The following is a 19,233-nucleotide window of genomic DNA, read 5'->3' on the forward strand; positions in this document are numbered from 1 at the left end:
ACATCTACCACGTCACGGCAGCAGTCGAGCCAAGCCGCCCGGTGCAATCTAAGGCAACGGTTAGAAAAATGTTCCGATCAGGAGACGCGCCGTGAATAACAAGACTTTGGGGATTTTGGAACTCGAAAATAGACCGATCGGTCATCCCGGAGCGCTGTGCGCGCCCGAAACACATCAATTTCCGATCAAGTGCCTGACCGTCGAAGGTGCAAACGTGGCCAGGCTTGTGGCTGGCGATCGATCAGTAAAGGATGCCTACATCCGTGGAGCACAAAAGCTGGAGAGCGAGGGTGTGGCAGCCATAACCACCAACTGCGGCTTCAGCTCACTGCATCAAGCCGAAGTAGCGGCAGCGGTTTCTGTACCTGTTGTGATGTCGAGCCTCGCGCTCGTGCCGCTTGTCGCCAAGAGTCTGCCTTTGGGGCGCAAAGTAGGAATTCTGACCTATGACTCTACCAAACTTGCTGAACGCCATCTCATTGGGGCCGGATGGTCGTCAACCGAGATAGACGTAGCAATTGGCGGTATCGAAGGCTCTTTAACGTGGCAGCGGCTTGCAGACACCTTCCCCGACGCCACTCCCGACCTTATCACAGCCGATGTACTGGCGGGGGCGAAATCGCTTTTGAATGCGGAGCCAACGGTAGGTGCACTCGTTTTCGAATGCGCCGGCTTCACACTCGCAGCAGAAGCAGTTCGGCGCGACACTGGCTTGTTGGTCGCAGACTTCGTAACTCTCGCAAAGATGCTTATAGAAGTCAGTCCCCCTGTGTGACGTCCAACAACGCGCCGGTTCCCGCGAACGTGGTGCGCTGGGCCAAGTCGTTGGAGGCGCAGCGGCGCTGGACGCTGCGATTGCGTAGAGGCTTCGGTGCCGGAAAGGTGTGCTGGGGCAATGCGCGACCGCGGTCATGTGGCGGCAGTTGGCAACATTGGCGGCGGGATGAGTGCAATCCGGTTCGATGCGAACGGTGCATGACTAGGGCCGCGTGTTGGCGCGCCGACGGCACGCCGATCGGCGCCGGCGGCGAGTTGGCGCGGCGTGGACAGCGCCGGGAACCCAGACCCCCGTCAGCTCCAGCGTGACAGCACCCCGACGGTTGGTCTTGACGCGCTCCCCCAGGAGCACCTCGGGAAAACAAGGGCCGGAGCGACCACCATGCAAGCTGGCCAGGCTCCCGGTAACCGGACGGGCCAGCTTCGAAACAGACATGGAGCCGGCCATGTCGCCTCACCAGCTTTTGAGCGTCAGCTCGATTGCCGCCGCGCTGTTCTCAACCCCGCCGAGAAACCGGCCCCCTCCGGCCCCTCGGCGACAGCCACGCGTGCTTCGCTGCGCGACGGCGAATGCGACAAACGCCTCGCTCTACTCTCCCGTGGTCCGCCCCCGATGCACGAGACTCGGCTTGCCCGGAGCAACCCTCGTTCCCACACGAAGAACCGGCCACCGCTGCTGACCGGGAACATGACGTCTAGCGGCTCGTACGTGTCCGCCCGAAGATGAGAAGCCGCATGCGGCATGCAGATGCTGACCACATTTCAAAGCACGCCGCCCGTGTGCGGCTCGCATTTCAGTAGCCACCGCATTTTGGCGCAAGCTCTCCGTGCCGAGATGCTACCCATTTCAGGATGTTGTCTCGTGGTCAGGTCATTCGCGGGAGAATGAGGGTCTGCCCTTTTGAGATCGAAATGCCTCACGCGTAGCGTCAACAGCACTGATAGGTGCGGATTAACCGCGCCAGTGGCTCAAAGGGGAGGAACTAGAAGATGACGATTTCTCGACGCGACCTCATTAAGATCGGCATGGCCGCAGGAACGGTTGTATCGATCCCTTCGATTCTGCGGGCACAGACAGCGCCAACCGCCGCACAGATGGTCCGCATGGTGAAGACCGGAGAACTCCGTGTCTTCGATCCGATCTGGACGACGGCTAGCATCACCGCTGACCATGGCGCGGCAATTTACGACACGCTGTTCGCACTCGACTCCAAGTTTATGCCGCAGCCTCAAATGGTGGGAAAGTGGGGCGTATCCGACGACAAGAAGACATATACGCTCGAGGTGCGGGATGGCCTAGGCTGGCACGACGGCACTCCCGTCACTGCGGCGGACTGTGTGGCCTCGATCCGCCGCTGGGCCCAGGTGGCTCCCGGCGGACAACTGATCATGGAACGAGCGAAGGATATTTCGAAGAAGGATGACAAGACCTTCACGATCTCACTCAGAGAGCCACTTAGACTTTTGATCCATATCCTGGCGGACCTTACGACGCCGTGCCTGTTCATCATGCGCGAGAAGGACGCTAATCACCCTGCGACCGAACAGGTGAGCACGAATATCGGATCAGGACCGTTCAAGTTCAATGAGGCTCTTGCCAGGCCTGGCGCGAGCTTTGCCTATGACCGAAATGAACAGTACGTACCGCGCAATAACCCGCCCGATGGATTCGCCGGCGGGAAGATCGTCAAGGTCAATCGCGTCACCTGGGATAACATAAGCGATCAGCAGACAGCTTTGGCAGCCCTGCAAGCAGGCGAGATTGATTACTTTGAGTCGCCACCAGCCGATCTTCACACATTGATCGAGAGTGATCCCAATCTTGAACTTCAGGTTCTGGACAAGGCGGGCTGGGACGTGGTCCTGCGCATGAATTTTCTGCAAAAGCCATTTGATAACGTCAAGACGCGACAAGCCGTCCTCCACCTGATCGATCAGGAAGCTTTCATGCGCGTCATGAACCCGAACTATGGCCGCCCCGTGACTTCAATATTCGGCAACGATACACCTGTATCTAACGACGAAAACACGGGATGGTATAAGAAGGGCGGCGATCCGGAAAAAGCGAAGCAACTCTTCAAAGAGGCCGGTTATGCCGGTGAGAAGGTCGTCATTCTCCAGCCGACAGATTGGTCGGGAGCCAGCAATGCCTCGCAGCTATTGGCGGCGGCGCTGCGGAAGATCGGGGTCAACGCCGAGCTTGCACCGAGCGATTGGGGTGGAGTTGTTACACGCCGGGCGAACAAGGGCCCCATCGGGGACGGCGGCTGGAGCATCTTCATCACGGACGAACCCGATTATTCCCTCGGCAATCCGCTCACTGAACCCATGCTAACCGCTAATGGCGACAAGGCTTGGTACGGCTGGCCGAAGAGCGACGAATATGAGGCTCTTCGGGCCGAATGGTCAAATGTCGAAACGCTCGAAGAACGCGAGGCACTGGCTCGGAAGATGCAGCGAGTTTGGTGGGATTTTGTCGGCGATGTTAGGCTGGGGAAATACGTCTCGCCAATCGCGCGCGCCAAGACTCTCACTGGCTCAATTGGCATGCCAATGATCGTCCCGATGTGGAACATGCAGAAGGTCTGAGGAGCGCGCTGGTTGCGATAGACAAACGTGAGGCTGGGGGTCTCTTGATGGGTATGCTCGAATTCGACGGACAGCGCTATCTCGACGGCCGCGCGTCCGATCCGCGCAAACTCGGCTGGATGTGTGGTGCACCGCCGCCCGCGGACAAGCGCATTAACCGTGAAGGTGACAATTTTCTCGAGTTCCCGCAGAGGCGCTGGTCGCTGTCACACATGCGCGAGTTTTTGGCGACTGTGAATGTGTCGCGCGGGGAGGCGCGGCCTTCGCCGCTCGATCGTAGTGAGAAGGCGGCCGACATCGACGCGATCACCTTCGTCCAGCCGAACGAGCGTAGCCGCCGGTTCGATGAGGCGCTGTTCGACACCTACACCGACGGCATCGTGGTGCTGCACCGCGGCCGCATTGTATATGAGCGCTATTTTGGCGCGCTTCAGCCGCACCTTCCGCATTCGTGTCAGTCGGTCACAAAATCGTACGCTGGCACGCTTGCCGCAGCGTTCGTGCACGAAGGCGTGCTCGATGAGGGTAAGGTAATCTCGTATTACCTGCCCGAGTTGCGCGGCACCGCTTGGGAGGATGCTACGCTGCGCCAGGTAATGGATATGCAGACGGGTCTAGCCTACACAGGTGATTATACGGACGAGCATTCTGGTGTTCGGGCGTTTGGCCGAGCCGTGGGCTATCGGTGGCGGCCGCCCGGCTACGTCGGCCCGCAAACTTTGTGCGACTATCTGCGCACAATACGCAAGGAAGGCGCGCACGGCGAACGGTTCTCGTACAAGTGCGTTGACACGGAGGTCATGGCTTGGGTGATGGCGCGCGCGACCGGCCGCTCGTTCGCGCAGCTCCTGCACGAGCGCCTTTGGGCGCCGCTGGGCTGCGAGGAGAATGCCTACATTGTCGTCGACTCGGGAGGCATGCCGATGGTCTGCGGCGGCCTGAGCTCTACCTTGCGTGACTTGGCGCGCTTCGGCGAGCTGATGCGTCGCGAAGGCGAGTGGAATGGAAAGCAGCTCATTCCCGCGTCCGTCGTATACGAGGTGCAAAAGGGCGTTGAGTCCGAGAAGTGCCCCAATGTGCCGCAGCCCGGCTGTTCGTATCGCAGCCAGTGGTGGGTGACACACAACGAGCTGGGTGCCTTGGAAGCTCGGGGCATGTACGGTCAGCGCCTATATGTCGCGCCGAGGGCGGAGATGGTGGTCGCCCGCTTCGCGTCGCACCCGCTGCTGACAAATGCTGGGAATGACTCGATCACTGTCCCGCAAATGCTGGCACTGGGGCGGATGCTGCGTGCATAGCCCGCACGACGGGCACGCTCGCGTCGAGCAGTCCAGATTCCAGAGACGTTGGGAAGAATTTGAGCATTCGTACCGATTGTGGTCGAAACGCCGATGACGTTCTGATCGCCTTTTGGATCTGCTTGCGCTCGGAACGCCTCAAAAAGCAATCTTAGCTCGAAGGACTCGTCGAGCCCCGTGAAAAAGCTATTGGCGCAGGCACCGCAGCGTCCAGTCGACGGCCGAGGATCTGCCGCTTCAAGGCTTGTGTTTGGACGAAACCGGGCGGGAGTATTTTATCTTGCTCCATGTTGGCCAGGCTACCTCGTCGATAGCGGAGGGAGGGGTCCCCATCCGTGAGCGCCATTTCTTAGTCCACCGGCCCGGCGGCGGGACAACGACGCGCGCTTCATCGCCCGCTCGGCCTCTGAGCGCATGGTGTCAAAGGGCTTACTCTTGCGCCGTTCAAGCTCGAACTCAATCAAGAGAGCAAGAGAGACGCAGGCGGGCGTCACCGTCTTCCAAGATCTATCTGGCTGCGAGATAGCAAAAATAGTGAAACAGTATTTGACCAATAGGGACCCATATTTGACGGTCGACGGACCGAACAGCACTTGCCTGCGGCGTCGGCTGTTCGATCGATCGGTTAAACTAGTGCGGACCAATGAAGCCGATGACCATAGTCGAATTCCGGGCGAGTCGCTGTCAAGTACACGCATTGAAGGTGATACATTCGCCTCCGCCGACAAGAGCAGTCAGACGTCAGTGAAGACAGATAAAGAGAAATAAGGAAGGGAACGTCAATGACACGAAATGCTAGTTGGCTCGACAATCTTCGCGCTGGCCTTACGCCTCCCGAAAACCACTTAATAGATGGGTACGTCGATGGTCGCGTAAGTCGTCGCGAATTTTTGCGGCATGGCAGTTTGCTTGGCCTGTCGCTGCCCTTTCTTGGCCGGGTCGGGCTGGCAACTGGCTTGGGCGCCGCGCCGTCCGTAGCTCGGGCCGCGGGCCAGCCAGGCGCAACCATTCGGGTTGCCTGCACAGCGCCGGAGGCGGAGATCGACCCTGTCCTGGTGGGTGACTATGGTGCGTTCCTGATGCTCCAGCAGGTCGGCGAGTTCCTCTGCGTGGATGGGCCCGACTTGCTGCTAAGGCCCTCGCTTGCGACAAGCTGGAAGTCCAATGAGGACGGCTCCGTCTGGACCTTCACGTTGCGCAAGGGCGTCAAATTTCATTCTGGCGGCGAGATGAGAGCTGACGATGTCGTCGCCACCATGGACCGCCTGGCTGATCCCAAGAATTCCTCGAACGCACTTTCGGTGTTCAAGGGCATCCTTCAGTCGGGCGCTACTCGCAAAGTGGACGATTACACCGTCGAGTTCCATCTCAACGGTCCGAACGGCAACTTTCCTTACCTGGTTTCGTCAGACAACTATAATGCGATCATTCTGCCTGCCAGCTATCCCGGGCACTACGAGACGGCTTGGGACGGTACCGGACCGTTTAGACTGCACAAATACACCCGAAATGTGGGCGCGAGCTTCATCCGGAATGAAGAGTACTGGGGACGTAAGTCGCTGCCAGCAAGGACAGAATTTACCTTCTTCGCTGATATCCAGCCTCAAATACTCGCGTTGCAGGCTGGAGAGGTAGACATAATCAACAAGCTTCCCGCGCTCGCCGGCGTGGCGCTACTGAACGATCCTAGCGTCAACGTTATGACCATAAAGTCTTCCGCGCATCAGCCAGTTCACATGCAATGCGACAGTGAGGTGTTCAAGGACCCGCGCGTCCGTCAGGCGGTGTCCCTATGTCTCGACCGCGAAAAGCTCAAGACGGGTCTAATGAAAGACCGTGCCATTATCGGGAACGACAGTCCCCTCGCCTCGGTCTATCCCTCCGCGGACCCGAGCGTGCCGCAGCGCAAGCAGGACATCCGAAAGGCCAGAGAACTGATGAAGGCGGCAGGGAAGGAGAATGGCTTCCAAGTAGCGCTTACAACCGAGCAGTATCTGGAAATCCCGGCCTATGCGCAGCTGATCCAGCGCTGGGTAAAGGAGATCGGCATCGATCTGACTTTGGACATTATGGACCGGAATGTTTTCTACGGCGATGCGGTAAGAGGCAAATCGCCGTGGCGGGACTCGGTCATGGGTATAGCTGACTTCGGCCACCGCGGGGTGCCGAACGTCTTTTTAACAGCGATACTCACAAGCGACGGCTCTTGGAATTCAGCAAATCTCCAGAACAGAGAATATGACGCCCTGGCCAAATCCTACATCGGAACTCTTGATCTGGAATCGCAGCGCCAAGTTGCAGGGCAAATCCAGCGGCTTTTGCTTGAGGAGACGCCGGTGCTCTACGGTTATTTCTTCGACCATCTGACAGCGATGGCGAAACATATCGTAGGCGTCCAACCGACCGCCATGGGGCAACTTTTCCTGCAGGAGGCGGGCAAGGCATAATGCGGGTAAGGCACATGCGCGGTCGGTCGGCCTTGGTCACCAGGCCGACCGAATTAGCAATCTTTCCGCCACCTCATCCGGGCACGATCCAATGAGCCGTTTCCTAGGTAGGCGCTTCGCCTTTTCGTTGACCACGCTGTTTTTGCTGAGCCTCCTCGTGTTCTTTGTCGGACAGGTTCTGCCCGGCAATGTGGGCCGAACTATCCTTGGCCCTTTGGCCGATCAGGAGGCCGTAGATGCGCTGAATCGCCAGTTTGGCCTCGATCGACCGATCGTCGAGCAATACGGCACGTGGATATGGCATTTCCTTCAAGGCGACATGGGCCAGTCATACATCTATGGGGTGCCCGTCGCGCCCTTCATAGTGCAGGCCCTCGGCAATTCATTAAAGCTTGCGTTGGTGGCCTTCATGCTCGTCGTTCCGCTCGGCATTCTAGGAGGAGTGCTGGCTGCCCTAAATGCTGACAGGCCAATCGACAGAGTTATTAGCATGGGGGGGCTGTCGGCGACCGTGATGCCGGAATTCGTTAGTGGCGTTGTGCTGATAATGATCTTTGGCGTTTGGCTGCGCTGGCTACCGATTTCTGCTGCTTGGCCGGAAGGTGCGGGCCCCCTAACCCAACTCTACTATGTGATCTTGCCCGCCATTCCGCTCGTTCTCGTCCTGTTCGGCTACATTGCCCGAATGACGCGCGCAAGCATGATCGAAGCGCTCGACTCGGACTATACTCGCACTGCCGTCCTCAAGGGGCTGACTTGGCGCCGTGTCATCTGGCGGCACGTACTAAGGAACGCACTGCTGCCCACGATTACGGTCATAGCTAGCCAGACCGGTTACCTTATAGGCGGCCTTATCGTGGTGGAGACGCTGTTCCGATACCAAGGGATCGGATCGCTGATTTTCAGGGCAGCCAAGGCCAAGGATTTCGCAATGCTGGAGGCGGGCGTACTGATTATAGGCATCACCTATGCCGTGGCGACTTTGCTCGCCGATATCCTGTACTCCATTCTCAACCCACGTATTCAGATGGAGACGGCGAATGACTGATGTTGACGCTAGTCACCGCCAACGCCGTATCCACGAAGTGTTCGCGGCGCTGTTCGTCTCCGGCTCCTTTGTGACGGGCATGACGATAGTTCTTTTTTGGGCGCTTTGTACCGTTCTCGGCCGGCACCTTGTGCCGTATGATCCGCTGGCTGACGATATCTTGAATGCGCTGGCACCTCCCTCTGCAGAACATTGGTTCGGGACTGACCAACTAGGCCGTGACATTTTTTCCCGGGTCATTGTCGGTTCGCGAGACATTCTTACAGTAGCGCCTCTGGCGACGATCTTGGCGACTGGTGTTGGCACAGTACTCGGTCTTCTAACCGGCTATTTTCGAGGTGTTGTAGACGACGTCGTCTCGCGCTTTAACGAAGCGATGATGGCGATGCCGTCGGTCATTGTTGCGCTACTTGCGATCGTCGCGCTGGGTACCTCAGAAACAACGGTGATCATCGTCATCGGTCTGTCTTTCGCCCCTGTTATCGCCCGCACTGTCCGCTCTACTGTTCTCGCAGAGCGTGAACTCGATTACATCGCGGCTGCCAAGCTCCGTCATGAGAATTCCATGCACATCATGTTCGTCGAAATTCTTCCCAACATACTCCCTCCCATCCTCGTCGAATTCACGGTGCGTCTTGGCTATGCGATCTTTGCAGTCGCCACACTGAGCTTCATCGGTTTCGGCTTACAGCCGCCATCACCTGACTGGGGGCTGTCAATATCGACCAACTACTCAATGATCAGCGGAGGTTATTGGTGGGCCGTGGTGTTTGATGCGCTAGCCATTGCCAGCCTTGTGATCGGGATAAATTTGGTGGCCGACGGGCTGCAAGGAGCACTCAATGACTAAACCGACTCTCTCCCTGGATCGCCTCTCTGTCGGGTACCGGTCTGGGGAGCGGGAGCACGCCGTGGTGCGCGACGTCAGTTTGCAAATTGCACCGGGAGAGGCTTACGGGCTAGTCGGCGAAAGCGGCTGTGGCAAATCCACGGTGGCACTCACTGTTGTGCGCTATCTTCCGCGTAACGGCAAGATTACCGGCGGATCGGTCAACCTCGACGGTGCTGATGTCATGCAGCTTGGGCCTGAAGCGCTTCGGAGCCTGCGCGCAAAAAAGGTCTCGATGGTCTACCAAGATCCCGGTAAAGCACTCAATCCTTCGCTAAAGGTGGGCCGCCAGCTAGCGGAGGTGTTTGAAGTGATGGGGGTACCGCCGGCAGAGCGCGAACCTCGCGCGGTCGAAATGCTGAAGAAGGTGCGGATCGCCGATCCTGATTCAGTGATGCAGCGCTATCCTCATCAGCTTTCAGGCGGGATGCAGCAGCGAGTCGCGATCGCCATGGCTCTGGCAAACGATCCGACAATGCTGATTCTTGACGAGCCGACCACCGGTCTTGACGTCACCGTAGAAGCCGAGGTGCTCGACCTTGTCGCTGATCTGCGGAATGAAATCGGCGCCTCCATCCTATTCATCAGCCACAATCTCGCGGTAGTGGCTAAAATGTGTGACCGGGTTGGGGTCCTTTATGCCGGGATGCTTGTGGAGGAAGGGCCTGCACGCGACATATTCGGTTCACCGAGTCATCCCTACACTGTCGCACTTCTGCGTTGCATGCCGCATGCTGGGCAGACAAAAACTCATGGGCTGCTTGAGTCTATTCCGGGCTTCCTACCTCCGCCCGGCGCGCAGCTTTCCGGCTGTCCCTTTGTCAAGCGTTGTCCTCTCGCCGACGGCCGCTGTCGCGCAGAAATCCCTGAACTACAGGACTGCGGCGGCCGGCTCGTGCGTTGCCACTACCCGGATCGGGCGGCTAACCTTCCGCCCAGCATAGAGGCTGGCGACGTACTTCCGAAGCCTCCATCCGAAGCCGCGCAGATACTTCGGGTTAGCAATCTCTCGAAGACCTACGGTCAAGGAAACCATGCCATCCGAGTGGTAACCGACGTTTCACTAAGCTTGCAGGCAGGCGAAACACTCGGCCTGGTTGGTGAGTCGGGCTCGGGCAAAACCACGCTCGCCCGAATGCTCCTGGGCTTGGTACCGCCCGACCCCGGCGGAAGCATTGAGCTCGACGGCAGACCCCTCGCCGGTAGTCTCGAGCGGCGACGGGAGGACGAGGTAAAGGCGGTGCAGATCGTGTTCCAAAACCCAGACTCGGCCTTGAACCGCTCCCACTCCGTCGCACGTATCATTGGTCGCGCACTGCGCAGGCTCGGAGGCTTTCGGGGAACCGACTTGGCTAAGCGTCTCGACAATCTTGTTGAGGCGGTCCGATTGTCGCCTCGACATCTAACTTTGCGCCCGAGGCAACTTTCTGGGGGGCTCAAGCAGCGCGTGGCCATAGCGAGAAGCTTCGCTGGCGATCCTCGCGTCGTAGTCTGCGACGAGCCTACTTCTGCGCTTGACGTTTCGGTCCAGGCAGCAATCCTCAACCTTCTCACTGAGCTTCAAGCAGCCCGGGCGGTAAGTTACGTGTTCATCTCCCACGACCTAGGGGTCGTGCGATACCTCTCAGACCGGATTGCGGTCCTTTATCTGGGCCGAGTTATGGAGATGGGACCATCTGAGCGTGTATTCGGAGGGCCAAACCATCCATATACCGAGGCGCTTCTTTCCGCTGTCCCGAGCATAGGAGGCACTCAAACCAACCGTATCCGCCTCACCGGCGAGAGTCCCTCCGCCGCCAACCCGCCGCCCGGGTGCGTCTTCCAAAGCAGATGCCCGCGAAAGATTGGCGGGATCTGCGAGGTGTCCGAGCCGCCAGTTACCGAGGCCGAGCCCGGCCACTTCATCCGTTGCCACATCAGTGCGAAAGATCTCATGCGCATTCAGCTACAAAACAAGGGCGGTGCTAGCACGAGGCGTTCGGTGCAAAGTGCCCCCTCGGTCGCGACCCTCTCATGAAGTATGCCAAAGGACAAACGCTTCAAAAGAGCGGCCAGCTCGTTGAGCACGTTTCCCAGTGAACCTCCAATCAATACCTGTCCCGCGGACGAGCCGGGCGTCGGATCCGCAGAAACGCAAGCAGTTTGGGCAGCTTGCGGGGCGGTTTCACCGTCAGGCCAGACCGTGTTCTCCCTCGACCGCGATTTAGCCTGAAGTACAAATAACTTGAGTCTTCGATATGAAGCCGCTGAGGGAAACTAGGATGACTTTGAGCGAGTACACAGAATATGATGCCACCGGTTTGGCCTCTCTTGTGCGGAGAGGGGAAGTATCGCCCTTAGAGTTGACGCGGTTAGCTCGGGAGGCCCATGACGAGGTCAATTCGCGGATCAACGCCGTGATCGAATTCTATGCAGATGCCGAGACTGTTACCGGTGCGGACGAAGGAATTTTCCATGGCGTACCGTTCTTTCGCAAGGATGTTGGAGCCACCGAAACTGGCCGCCTGCAAGAGAGAGGGAGCCGTCTGTTCAAGGGCTGCCGTGCCGATACCGACAGCTATTTCTTCCGTCGCGCCCAGAAGGCCGGACTCCGAACCATTGGGCGAACCAGGGACGCGTCGTTTGGTCGAAGTCGGCAGTTTGTTGTATGCCGGACGGTCCGCGATATGGCGGCTGCCCTGGACGTCTTTTCAGGTCCCCATCCGGGCGACCCATTTATAATCGTACAGCCCAACCGTCCCTATAGAGAAGAGCTTTCGCGACCCACCGGCAAATTGCGGGTAGGGCTGGCAAGAACCAAGTGGGGTACGGTCGATCTCGATCCGGAAGTTGTGAGCGCAGTGGAGTCGACTGCCTCACTTCTCGAAGAAATGGGCCACCTTGTGACCGAAGTTGAGCCACCATATGCGTCCCGTGAGTACACGCGAGTCATGCTCGCCGGGTCAAGTTATTTCGCCATTTCACTCGAAGAAGCCGCGCAGACTATTGGTCGCGAGATCAACGCGGAGACTTTGGAGCCAATCAATCTGAAGATCTATGAATACGGCCGGAGTTCGCAGCGTCCTTCAGGCGACATCGAAGAGGTCTTGAGGAGGCTGCGGTTCCGCGTCGGCGAGGCAGTCGATCCTTATGATATCCTGCTTACGCCAACGATGCCAATGGTGGCCCTGCCGCATGGCGGCATCTTCAGTACGATCAACCCTACGCTCTCCGCGGAGGAATTCAAGGAAGCGGATGCCGCGCTCTATCAGTACACTGGCGTATTCAATGTCACTGGACAACCTTCTGTGTCTCTACCTGTGGCACAAAGCACCGCTGGGCTACCAATTGGAATTCAGATCGTCGGTCGCTTTGGTGACGAAGCCACTCTGGTTCGCGTCGCACGCGATATCGAGGAAGCCAGACCTTGGAAGAACCGCCTACCCGATAGTCGAGCAGGCAGAAGGAGAAGCTGACATCGCTGATTAGATTCTTGCGTCAGACGAAGCGGTAGCGCCTTGGGCCGAAGAGCTAGTTACCTTGCCCCTCTGATCTAATCCGGTTTGAAGTTCGTTCTGGCCCATCGAGAGGACCAGGACATGAAACGTAGCCGCTTCTCTGAAGAGATGGGGTGTTCGGTTCAGCTCCCTGAACGTCTGGCCCCTTTTCGGATCATGACGTTTGTCTGATGCTCAGAACCGACCTGGCAAGAGGAGATCGGCATGAGCGTTCATGCGGGACTGGATACTTCACTCGACGCGGTAGCCATTTGCGTTATCGCCGAGACCGGCGAGATGCTGTGGCAGGGGAAGGTGCTCGGTGACCCGGATGCTGTGACGGCTGCACTTCAGCGATGGCGGGACGATCTCGTCCGCGTTGGCTTAGAAGCCGGTGCGACATCGGAGTGGATCGGCGGACACCTGGTCGACGTGGGCTTCCCTGTCGTGTGTCTCGAGAGTCGACATGTCAAGGCGGCTCCTCGGCATGAGGAACGGCGGGCGTGTAAAGCCATCGGCTGTTGCCGCATGACGGTTCGCTACGAGACCAGCAGGCCGGACGACCGCGAGGTTCGCGAGCCGATGAAGGCGATCGCGCAGGAGCGTCGCCGGTTCGGCTACCGGCGTCTTCTCGTGATGCTGAGGCGGGAGGGCCTGGTCGTGAACCACAAGAAGCTGTTCCGGCTCTATCGGGAGGAGAAGCTCGCCGTTCGCCGCCGTGGCGGCCGCAAGCGGGCGATCGGGACCAGGGCGCCGATGCTGGTGCCGCTGAGGCCCGACGAGCGCTGGTCGCTCGACTTCGTATCGGACCAGCTCACCGACGGGCGCCGCTTCCGCATCCTGGCCGTCGTCGACGACTGCACGAGAGAGTGCCTGTCACTCGTCGTTGATACGTCTCTCTCGGGCATGCGGGTTGCCCGCGAATTGGACCGGCTCATCACCGAGCGCGGCCGGCCCAGGATGATCGTCAGCGACAATGGCAGCGAGTTCACCTCGAACGCCATCCTCGCCTGGGCGGATCAGAACCGCGTCGAATGGCATTACATTGCGCCCGGCAAGCCGATGCAGAATGGCTTCATCGAGAGCTTCAACGGCCGACTGCGCGATGAACTGCTCAACGAGACGCTGTTCACCTCGCTGGCTCAGGCGCGCGTAGCCATCGCCCTGTGGCACGCCGACTACAACACCGCGCGGCCGCACTCCCAAATCGCCTGGCAGACCCCGGCAGAGTTCGCCAGCACCTTCAATCCGCGACGGTCGCTCGCGCTGCGCTATGCCAAAGGCTCCGGGCCAGCGCCCGTCGCTTCACCCGCCCAGCAGGGCACAACCCACGCCGGAAACGAACTCAAAACTGGATAGAAACTGGGGGCAAGATCACAAGGCTTAGTCAGTTACGAGTGGAGCGCCGGCTCAACTGCCGGAAGAATCAAAGGCCATCTGCCGCTCTGAGCTAGCTGGTGCACAACTTCGGGAATGAGTGTGCGTACTGCGGCGACTTCCACTGACCGCTCGTCCCTAGGATTCACTGCGAGAACTACAGATCGGGTAATCACCGGATCGACAACTCGCACAGTTCGAACTTGGTCGAGAGAGACCTCACGTTGTATGGCCGAAGGGGTCAAGATCGAATATGCTTTTCCATCCATCACCATACTGACAATAGTCGACAGAGAATCGACTTCAAATCGCACATCCAGCGTGCATCCGTGCTGCGCCACGACGTCCGCCACGGAACGGCGAACGTTGTTGGCGCCCATCGGCACAGCCAAGGGATAGAAATGCAGGTCACACAGGCGGATCGTGTCTTCGAATGGTGGCTGGTTCGGAGGCACCACAAGGCAAAATTCTTCTCGGGCCAGCACTGTCGAGTTGCCGATACTCTCGCCGTTCTTATAGAGGATCGCGAGATTGAAGCGACCGGCAGTCATCCACTCTTCGATAAACCCGCTCATCCCTTCGACAATCTTGAGGGAAACCTTCGGAAGGCGTTCTCTGGCCAACGCAAGGAGTTCCGTCACCATGACGCGCGCTGCACCGGACGGTATCCCGATCGTCACTTCGCCGGCAGGTGATTTCGCTTTGCTCGTCAATTCCTCTTCGGCGAGTTTGACTTGGCGCAAGATCATGCGTGCGTGGTCTAAAAGTTTCGTCCCGGCGGTCGTAGCCGTCACTCCGGTTCTTTCGCGGACCAGGAGCTGCGTGCCGAAAGCTTCCTCCATCTGTCGGACATGGTGACTGAGCGCACTCTGTGCCACGTTCAATTGTTCTGCAGCTTTGGTGAAACTACCCGCATCCACCACGCCGACGAAATATTTCAGTTGTCTCAGTTCCATGGTGTCCCTTGGGGGAGCCGCTGTTCGTGACGTTCCGAACCCGTTGGGTTCTCAACGGCTATCCTCGACATTATCTCGAAACGAGATGGCTTGAAAGCCGATTTTATATTGGCGTGTATCCGGCCCCGCTGGGCATACTGCACCGCGAAGGGGGAGGCACCGCCGCGTCAGAACCGCTGCTTCCTCGAAGTCGCTACAGTTGATTAACGACGTCGAAGAATTGGGTGCGCTATCATGGCAACTGCTCTCAAAGTAAGAGATGTTATCCTGGCGCCGGGAAATGGTAGCTTTTTCTATGATGATCAAGCAGCGATTCGAGCAGGCGTCGCCACTGATGGTTTCCGGTATGTAGGGGCACCTCGGACATCCGGCTTTGAAACTATCCGAATGCCCTCCCGGTCCGTCAGTCTTGGCCTTGTCCTGTCGGACGATGCGATCGTCTGGGGGGACATGATGAGTGTTCAGTATTCAGGCACAGGCGGTCGCGACTCTCTTTTCCAGACTGACGCAATTGCAGCACTCGCGAGATCTGTCGTTGTTCCGCGACTTTTATCCGCTGATTTGTCGAATTTTCTGGGTGCGTGCGACGATGTCCTTGCCTATCACGATGGAAAGCGGCTTCCGCTTGCGATCGAGTATGGCGTGAGCCAAGCGCTGCTCGGTGCTGCCGCACACGTTGCGCGGACCACCCTAGCCGAGGTCATTTGCTCGGAGTTTTCCCTGCCTCTGCCAGAGAGGCGTGTGCCCATCTACGCCCAAAGTGGAGATGCCAGGGAGATCAACGTCGACAAGATGATCCTCAAGTCCGTCGATGTGCTTCCGCACGGGCTTATCAACACCCGGGAGAAGTTCGGCCCCTCGGGAGCAACATTCCGAGAGTTCGTGAAATGGGTCGGGAGGCGGATAACAGAAATCGGGGAGCCAGGGTATCATCCTATCCTGCACTTCGACGTCTACGGCTGGATCGGTCTGGAAATTGGGCTTGAAGCCGGAAAAATCGCGGACTTCATGGCGCGGCTTGCAGATGACGTGCCCGGCTTCCGACTGCATGTCGAGTGCCCGGCAGACTTCGGGTCAACCGATGCGCAACTAAACGAGTACGCGAAAATTGTCGACCTTCTCGACGCCCGGGGCTCCGACGCCCGTCTGGTAGTCGACGAACACTGCAACACCCTTGACGACATCCGGCGTTTCGCCGAAGCGAAAGCAGCACATGTAGTTCAAATCAAGATGCCTGACGTCGGTTCGATCGCCGACACGGCCTGGGCCGTTCTGGCCTGCAAAGAACACGGCGTATGGGCGTATGTCGGCGGCAGCTGCACCGAGACCGACTTGTCGGCAAGAGCCTCGGCGAACGTGGCAGTGGCAACACAGGCTGACATGATGCTGGCAAAGCCCGGGATGGGCGTCGATGAAGGCATTTCTATTGTCGGCAATGAGCAGAGCAGGCTGCTCGCCGCTCTCAACTATCGACGCTCCCGGAACGACGTCCAGGACGCCAACGCGGAATCTGCATGAACAGTTCTCTCGAAGGTATTACTGTTGTTGCTGTAGAGCAGGCGGTGGCGGCTCCCTATGCCTCGTCGCGGCTTGCTGATGCCGGCGCGCGTGTTATTAAGGTCGAACGCCCCAATGGTGACTTCGCAAGAAATTACGACAAGCTTGTGCAAGGCCAGAGCGCGTATTTTGTATGGCTAAACCGCGGAAAGGAGTCGATCTGCCTTGACCTGACGGCAGACGAGGATCGCGCGATTCTTGACGCTATGGTTGCTGGAGCCGATGTTTTCATCCAAAATCTCAGGCCCAGCAGTATCAACAAGTTCGGCTTTGGTTCTGACGAGCTTCGTCAGCGCTTCCCTCGCTTGATAACCTGCGACATATCCGGGTTTGGCGATGCTGGAGCTTATTCCCATTTGAAAGCATACGACCTTATCGTGCAGGCAGAGACAGGGCTTTGCGCCATAACGGGGACGAAGCATGGGCCGGCGCGGGTTGGCGTTTCGGTTTGTGACATCTCGGCCGGCATGACTGCACACAGCGCGATCCTGCAAGCGCTTTTCCAACGTGAGCGCACTGGCAGGGGAACCGGGATTCAGGTCTCGCTCTTTGACGCCGTGGCCGACTGGATGAACGTTCCGGTGCTGCAGTTTGATTACAGTGCCTACCAAACGATGAGAGCGGGGGTAAATCACCCCTCTCTCGCGCCGTATGGGGCCTACCGTTGCGCTGATGGGAAGGACGTCATTTTCTCCGTCCAGAATGACCGAGAATGGGCCAACTTCTGCGCCAAGTTTCTCAAGCAGCCTGAACTTACCCGCCGTCCAGATTTTGCAGATAATATGAAGCGGCTCGGCAACCGGGCGGCGTTGGATGAGATTGTTGTCCAGCGCTTCGCCGAATTATCGAGCGACGAAGCAATGACCGAATTGGAGGCGGCAGGTTTGGCCTACGGACGCCTCAACCAAGTAGAGCACGTCTCCAAACATCCACATCTGCGACGGCTATCGGTCGCAACGCCGTCGGGAGTAATCGAAATGATTGCGCCCGCGGCGATCTTTGACGGAGAAAAAGCTCCGCTGTTGCGACCCGTTCCCGCCATGGGAGCCCATTCTGAGGCTTTGCGCAAAGAGTTCGGCGCCTCCACGAATACCGCTCGACCAACTAGCGCAAACGATTCCCGTGCAAGTCGAACTTGTTAAGGTTGGGGTTGATTGGTGACTTTGGACTTCACTTGGTGGGGAGCCCTGTGGTCGAAGTTCGCAGCTGGACTGCTTTGCGATTGACATCCTGCTTCCTCGGCTTTGCGGCAGATACTCTGCCGCGTGACCGCTACCGCACATTGGACACCGCCTCATCATCCGTCAGCGGGAAGGAGGTTCCCAATACGATTGGCAGCACTAACCGGAAGCAGAACGATACGCGTGACTACGTGGCCATCCGTCACTCGACCGAGCGGAGACAGTTTGCACGTCTCGTCAACTGTTCGAGACGATCAGCGGACTACCTGACTAGTAAGTGCTGACCACATTCCCTGAGTACCCAGCCAGAAACTCGAACTGCCTAACCGCCAGTTGCAGCAAGGCTCTGCAAAAAATACTCCCTGCGTGGGTGTTTGGTCGGCTCGCAAGCTTCCCCATCTCCCGGCGAGATGCCCCCGATCTACATTCTCTGTTTGTGAGAAGTGAGAATTGGCCTTCTTATGCAGGATGTCGGCTTCGCATGCCACCCTCGCGATACGTTAGAAAAGGGAAAATACAATGAAACGCCGCTCTTTTCTGCAATCCTTGGCACTCGCGACCAGCGGCCTCGCTCTACCAAACATCGCTTGGGGTCAGGAAAAGCGATTTGAGGGGATCACGCTGAATATCAACGGATATGGGGGGGACTACGATCGAATCCTCGTCGAGACCGTTGCAAAGCCCCTGGAAGAGCAGACAGGCCTAACGGTTATGCACACTCCGTCCACTGCGGCAGCGGCAACTGCGAGAATTCTTGCGTCGCCCGCCAATCCTCCTTTCGATCTGATCATGGCTGATAGTCCAAATATGCCGGATTTGATCAAGGCCGAGGCTATAACGCCTACGGATTTGGATGCCGATCTGATTGCAATGCTGTCCCCAAATATTCGAGAGTTTGGGGACCACGGTATCCCGATGTCTGCATCATCGATGGTTCTGACCCATAATACAAAGTTGGTTGACCCGCCAGTTGAGTCATATGCAGATCTTGCGCGACCAGACCTTGAGGGGCGCGTTGCAACCTTAAATTTGGAGAACGGGGGTGGGGTGCTGTTTTTGCTTGCGCTGGCCAAGGCGAACGGCGGCAGCGAAGACAACGTCGGCCCTGGCTTCGAGGCACTCCGCAGGATCAAGCCAAACATCACCTCGACCACTGCGTCCACGGTAAATCTGCTTCAGCTATTCGAACAGGAAGAAGCGCTGGCAGGCCCCTTTTGGGATGGGCGCGTATTTTCAATGCAGAGGGCAGGGAAACCGATGTCGCTAATCGTACCGGTTGAGGGCCTGTATGGGCTCCGTTCGTATATAAATCCAGTCAAGGGAACAAAGCATCCGGAGGCCGTAAAGGCGTACCTTGAACAACTGCTGACCGGGCCATTTATGACAGAGATGTCCAGGTTCTTTGGCTATGTGCCAACCACCCGCGTACAATTGCCGCCAGACGTTGCTGCGAACATGATTCCATACGGAGAAAATGGTCTTCAAAACCTCCAGCCGGTCGACTGGCAGAAGGTTGCCGCATACAGGAGCGAATGGATCGCCCAATTCAACCGCGAGATGCGGTAGGCGTGGCGGGCGCTCAAGCCTGCCCCGTCCTTTTTGATTAGCAGTTCTGGCAAGCAGGAATTTGAGTTGCAA

Annotated in this window: 12 protein-coding genes and 1 pseudogene; 12 read left to right on the plus strand and 1 reads right to left on the minus strand. The window is 58.1% G+C overall.

Features of this window, described 5'->3' with window-relative positions; translation table 11 throughout:
- The first annotated feature begins 91 nt into the window (after positions 1-91).
- The 9 genes and pseudogenes from EJ066_RS12535 to EJ066_RS12575 all read left to right on the plus strand — a co-directional run.
- Positions 92-775 carry a hypothetical protein gene (locus EJ066_RS12535; protein ID WP_210211051.1) on the plus strand — a complete coding sequence of 228 codons (684 nt, stop codon included), beginning with the start codon at positions 92-94 and terminating at the stop codon, positions 773-775.
- A 992-nt stretch (positions 776-1,767) separates the two neighbouring features.
- The gene (locus EJ066_RS12540) at positions 1,768-3,366 is read left to right on the plus strand and encodes an ABC transporter substrate-binding protein (RefSeq protein ID WP_126038151.1); all 1,599 of its coding nucleotides are present in this window, start codon (positions 1,768-1,770) and stop codon (positions 3,364-3,366) included.
- A 47-nt stretch (positions 3,367-3,413) separates the two neighbouring features.
- Positions 3,414-4,664 carry a serine hydrolase gene (locus EJ066_RS12545; protein WP_126038154.1) on the plus strand — a complete coding sequence of 417 codons (1,251 nt, stop codon included), beginning with the start codon at positions 3,414-3,416 and terminating at the stop codon, positions 4,662-4,664.
- A 782-nt stretch (positions 4,665-5,446) separates the two neighbouring features.
- Positions 5,447-7,111 (plus strand): ABC transporter substrate-binding protein, encoded by a 1,665-nt coding sequence (locus tag EJ066_RS12550; protein ID WP_126038157.1) that lies wholly within the window; start codon positions 5,447-5,449, stop codon positions 7,109-7,111.
- A gap of 91 nt (positions 7,112-7,202) precedes the next feature.
- Positions 7,203-8,159 carry an ABC transporter permease gene (locus EJ066_RS12555; RefSeq protein WP_126038160.1) on the plus strand — a complete coding sequence of 319 codons (957 nt, stop codon included), beginning with the start codon at positions 7,203-7,205 and terminating at the stop codon, positions 8,157-8,159.
- Positions 8,152-9,009, plus strand: a complete 858-nt coding sequence (locus EJ066_RS12560) for an ABC transporter permease (RefSeq protein ID WP_126038163.1) — start codon at positions 8,152-8,154, stop codon at positions 9,007-9,009. The genes EJ066_RS12555 and EJ066_RS12560 overlap by 8 nt, the downstream gene beginning before the upstream one ends.
- On the plus strand, positions 9,002-11,065 hold the full coding sequence (locus tag EJ066_RS12565; protein ID WP_126038166.1) for an ABC transporter ATP-binding protein: 2,064 nt from the start codon (positions 9,002-9,004) through the stop codon (positions 11,063-11,065). The genes EJ066_RS12560 and EJ066_RS12565 overlap by 8 nt, the downstream gene beginning before the upstream one ends.
- 379 nt (positions 11,066-11,444) lie before the next feature.
- Complete coding sequence (locus tag EJ066_RS12570; RefSeq protein ID WP_245455130.1) at positions 11,445-12,503, plus strand: amidase family protein; 1,059 nt, start codon at positions 11,445-11,447, stop codon at positions 12,501-12,503.
- A 513-nt stretch (positions 12,504-13,016) separates the two neighbouring features.
- Positions 13,017-13,883: pseudogene (locus EJ066_RS12575) on the plus strand (IS3 family transposase); the annotation flags it as partial.
- A gap of 32 nt (positions 13,884-13,915) precedes the next feature.
- Here the strand turns inward: EJ066_RS12575 and EJ066_RS12580 are convergent.
- Positions 13,916-14,857 carry a LysR family transcriptional regulator gene (locus tag EJ066_RS12580; protein WP_126038172.1) on the minus strand — a complete coding sequence of 314 codons (942 nt, stop codon included), beginning with the start codon at positions 14,855-14,857 and terminating at the stop codon, positions 13,916-13,918.
- 234 nt (positions 14,858-15,091) lie between these two features.
- Between EJ066_RS12580 and EJ066_RS12585 the strand changes: the two genes are divergently transcribed.
- The 3 genes from EJ066_RS12585 (at position 15,092) to EJ066_RS12595 (ending at position 19,161) form a co-directional block, all read left to right on the plus strand.
- A complete protein-coding gene (locus EJ066_RS12585; RefSeq protein WP_126038175.1) occupies positions 15,092-16,375 on the plus strand; it encodes a methylaspartate ammonia-lyase in 1,284 nt (427 codons plus the stop codon).
- A complete protein-coding gene (locus EJ066_RS12590) occupies positions 16,372-17,556 on the plus strand; it encodes a CaiB/BaiF CoA-transferase family protein (protein ID WP_126038177.1) in 1,185 nt (394 codons plus the stop codon). The genes EJ066_RS12585 and EJ066_RS12590 overlap by 4 nt, the downstream gene beginning before the upstream one ends.
- 558 nt (positions 17,557-18,114) lie before the next feature.
- Positions 18,115-19,161: an extracellular solute-binding protein gene (locus EJ066_RS12595; RefSeq protein ID WP_126038180.1), complete on the plus strand. Its 1,047-nt coding sequence runs from the start codon at positions 18,115-18,117 to the stop codon at positions 19,159-19,161.
- The last annotated feature ends 72 nt before the right edge of the window (positions 19,162-19,233 follow it).

Source organism: Mesorhizobium sp. M9A.F.Ca.ET.002.03.1.2, assembly GCF_003952365.1.
Taxonomy (GTDB): Bacteria; Pseudomonadota; Alphaproteobacteria; order Rhizobiales; family Rhizobiaceae; genus Mesorhizobium.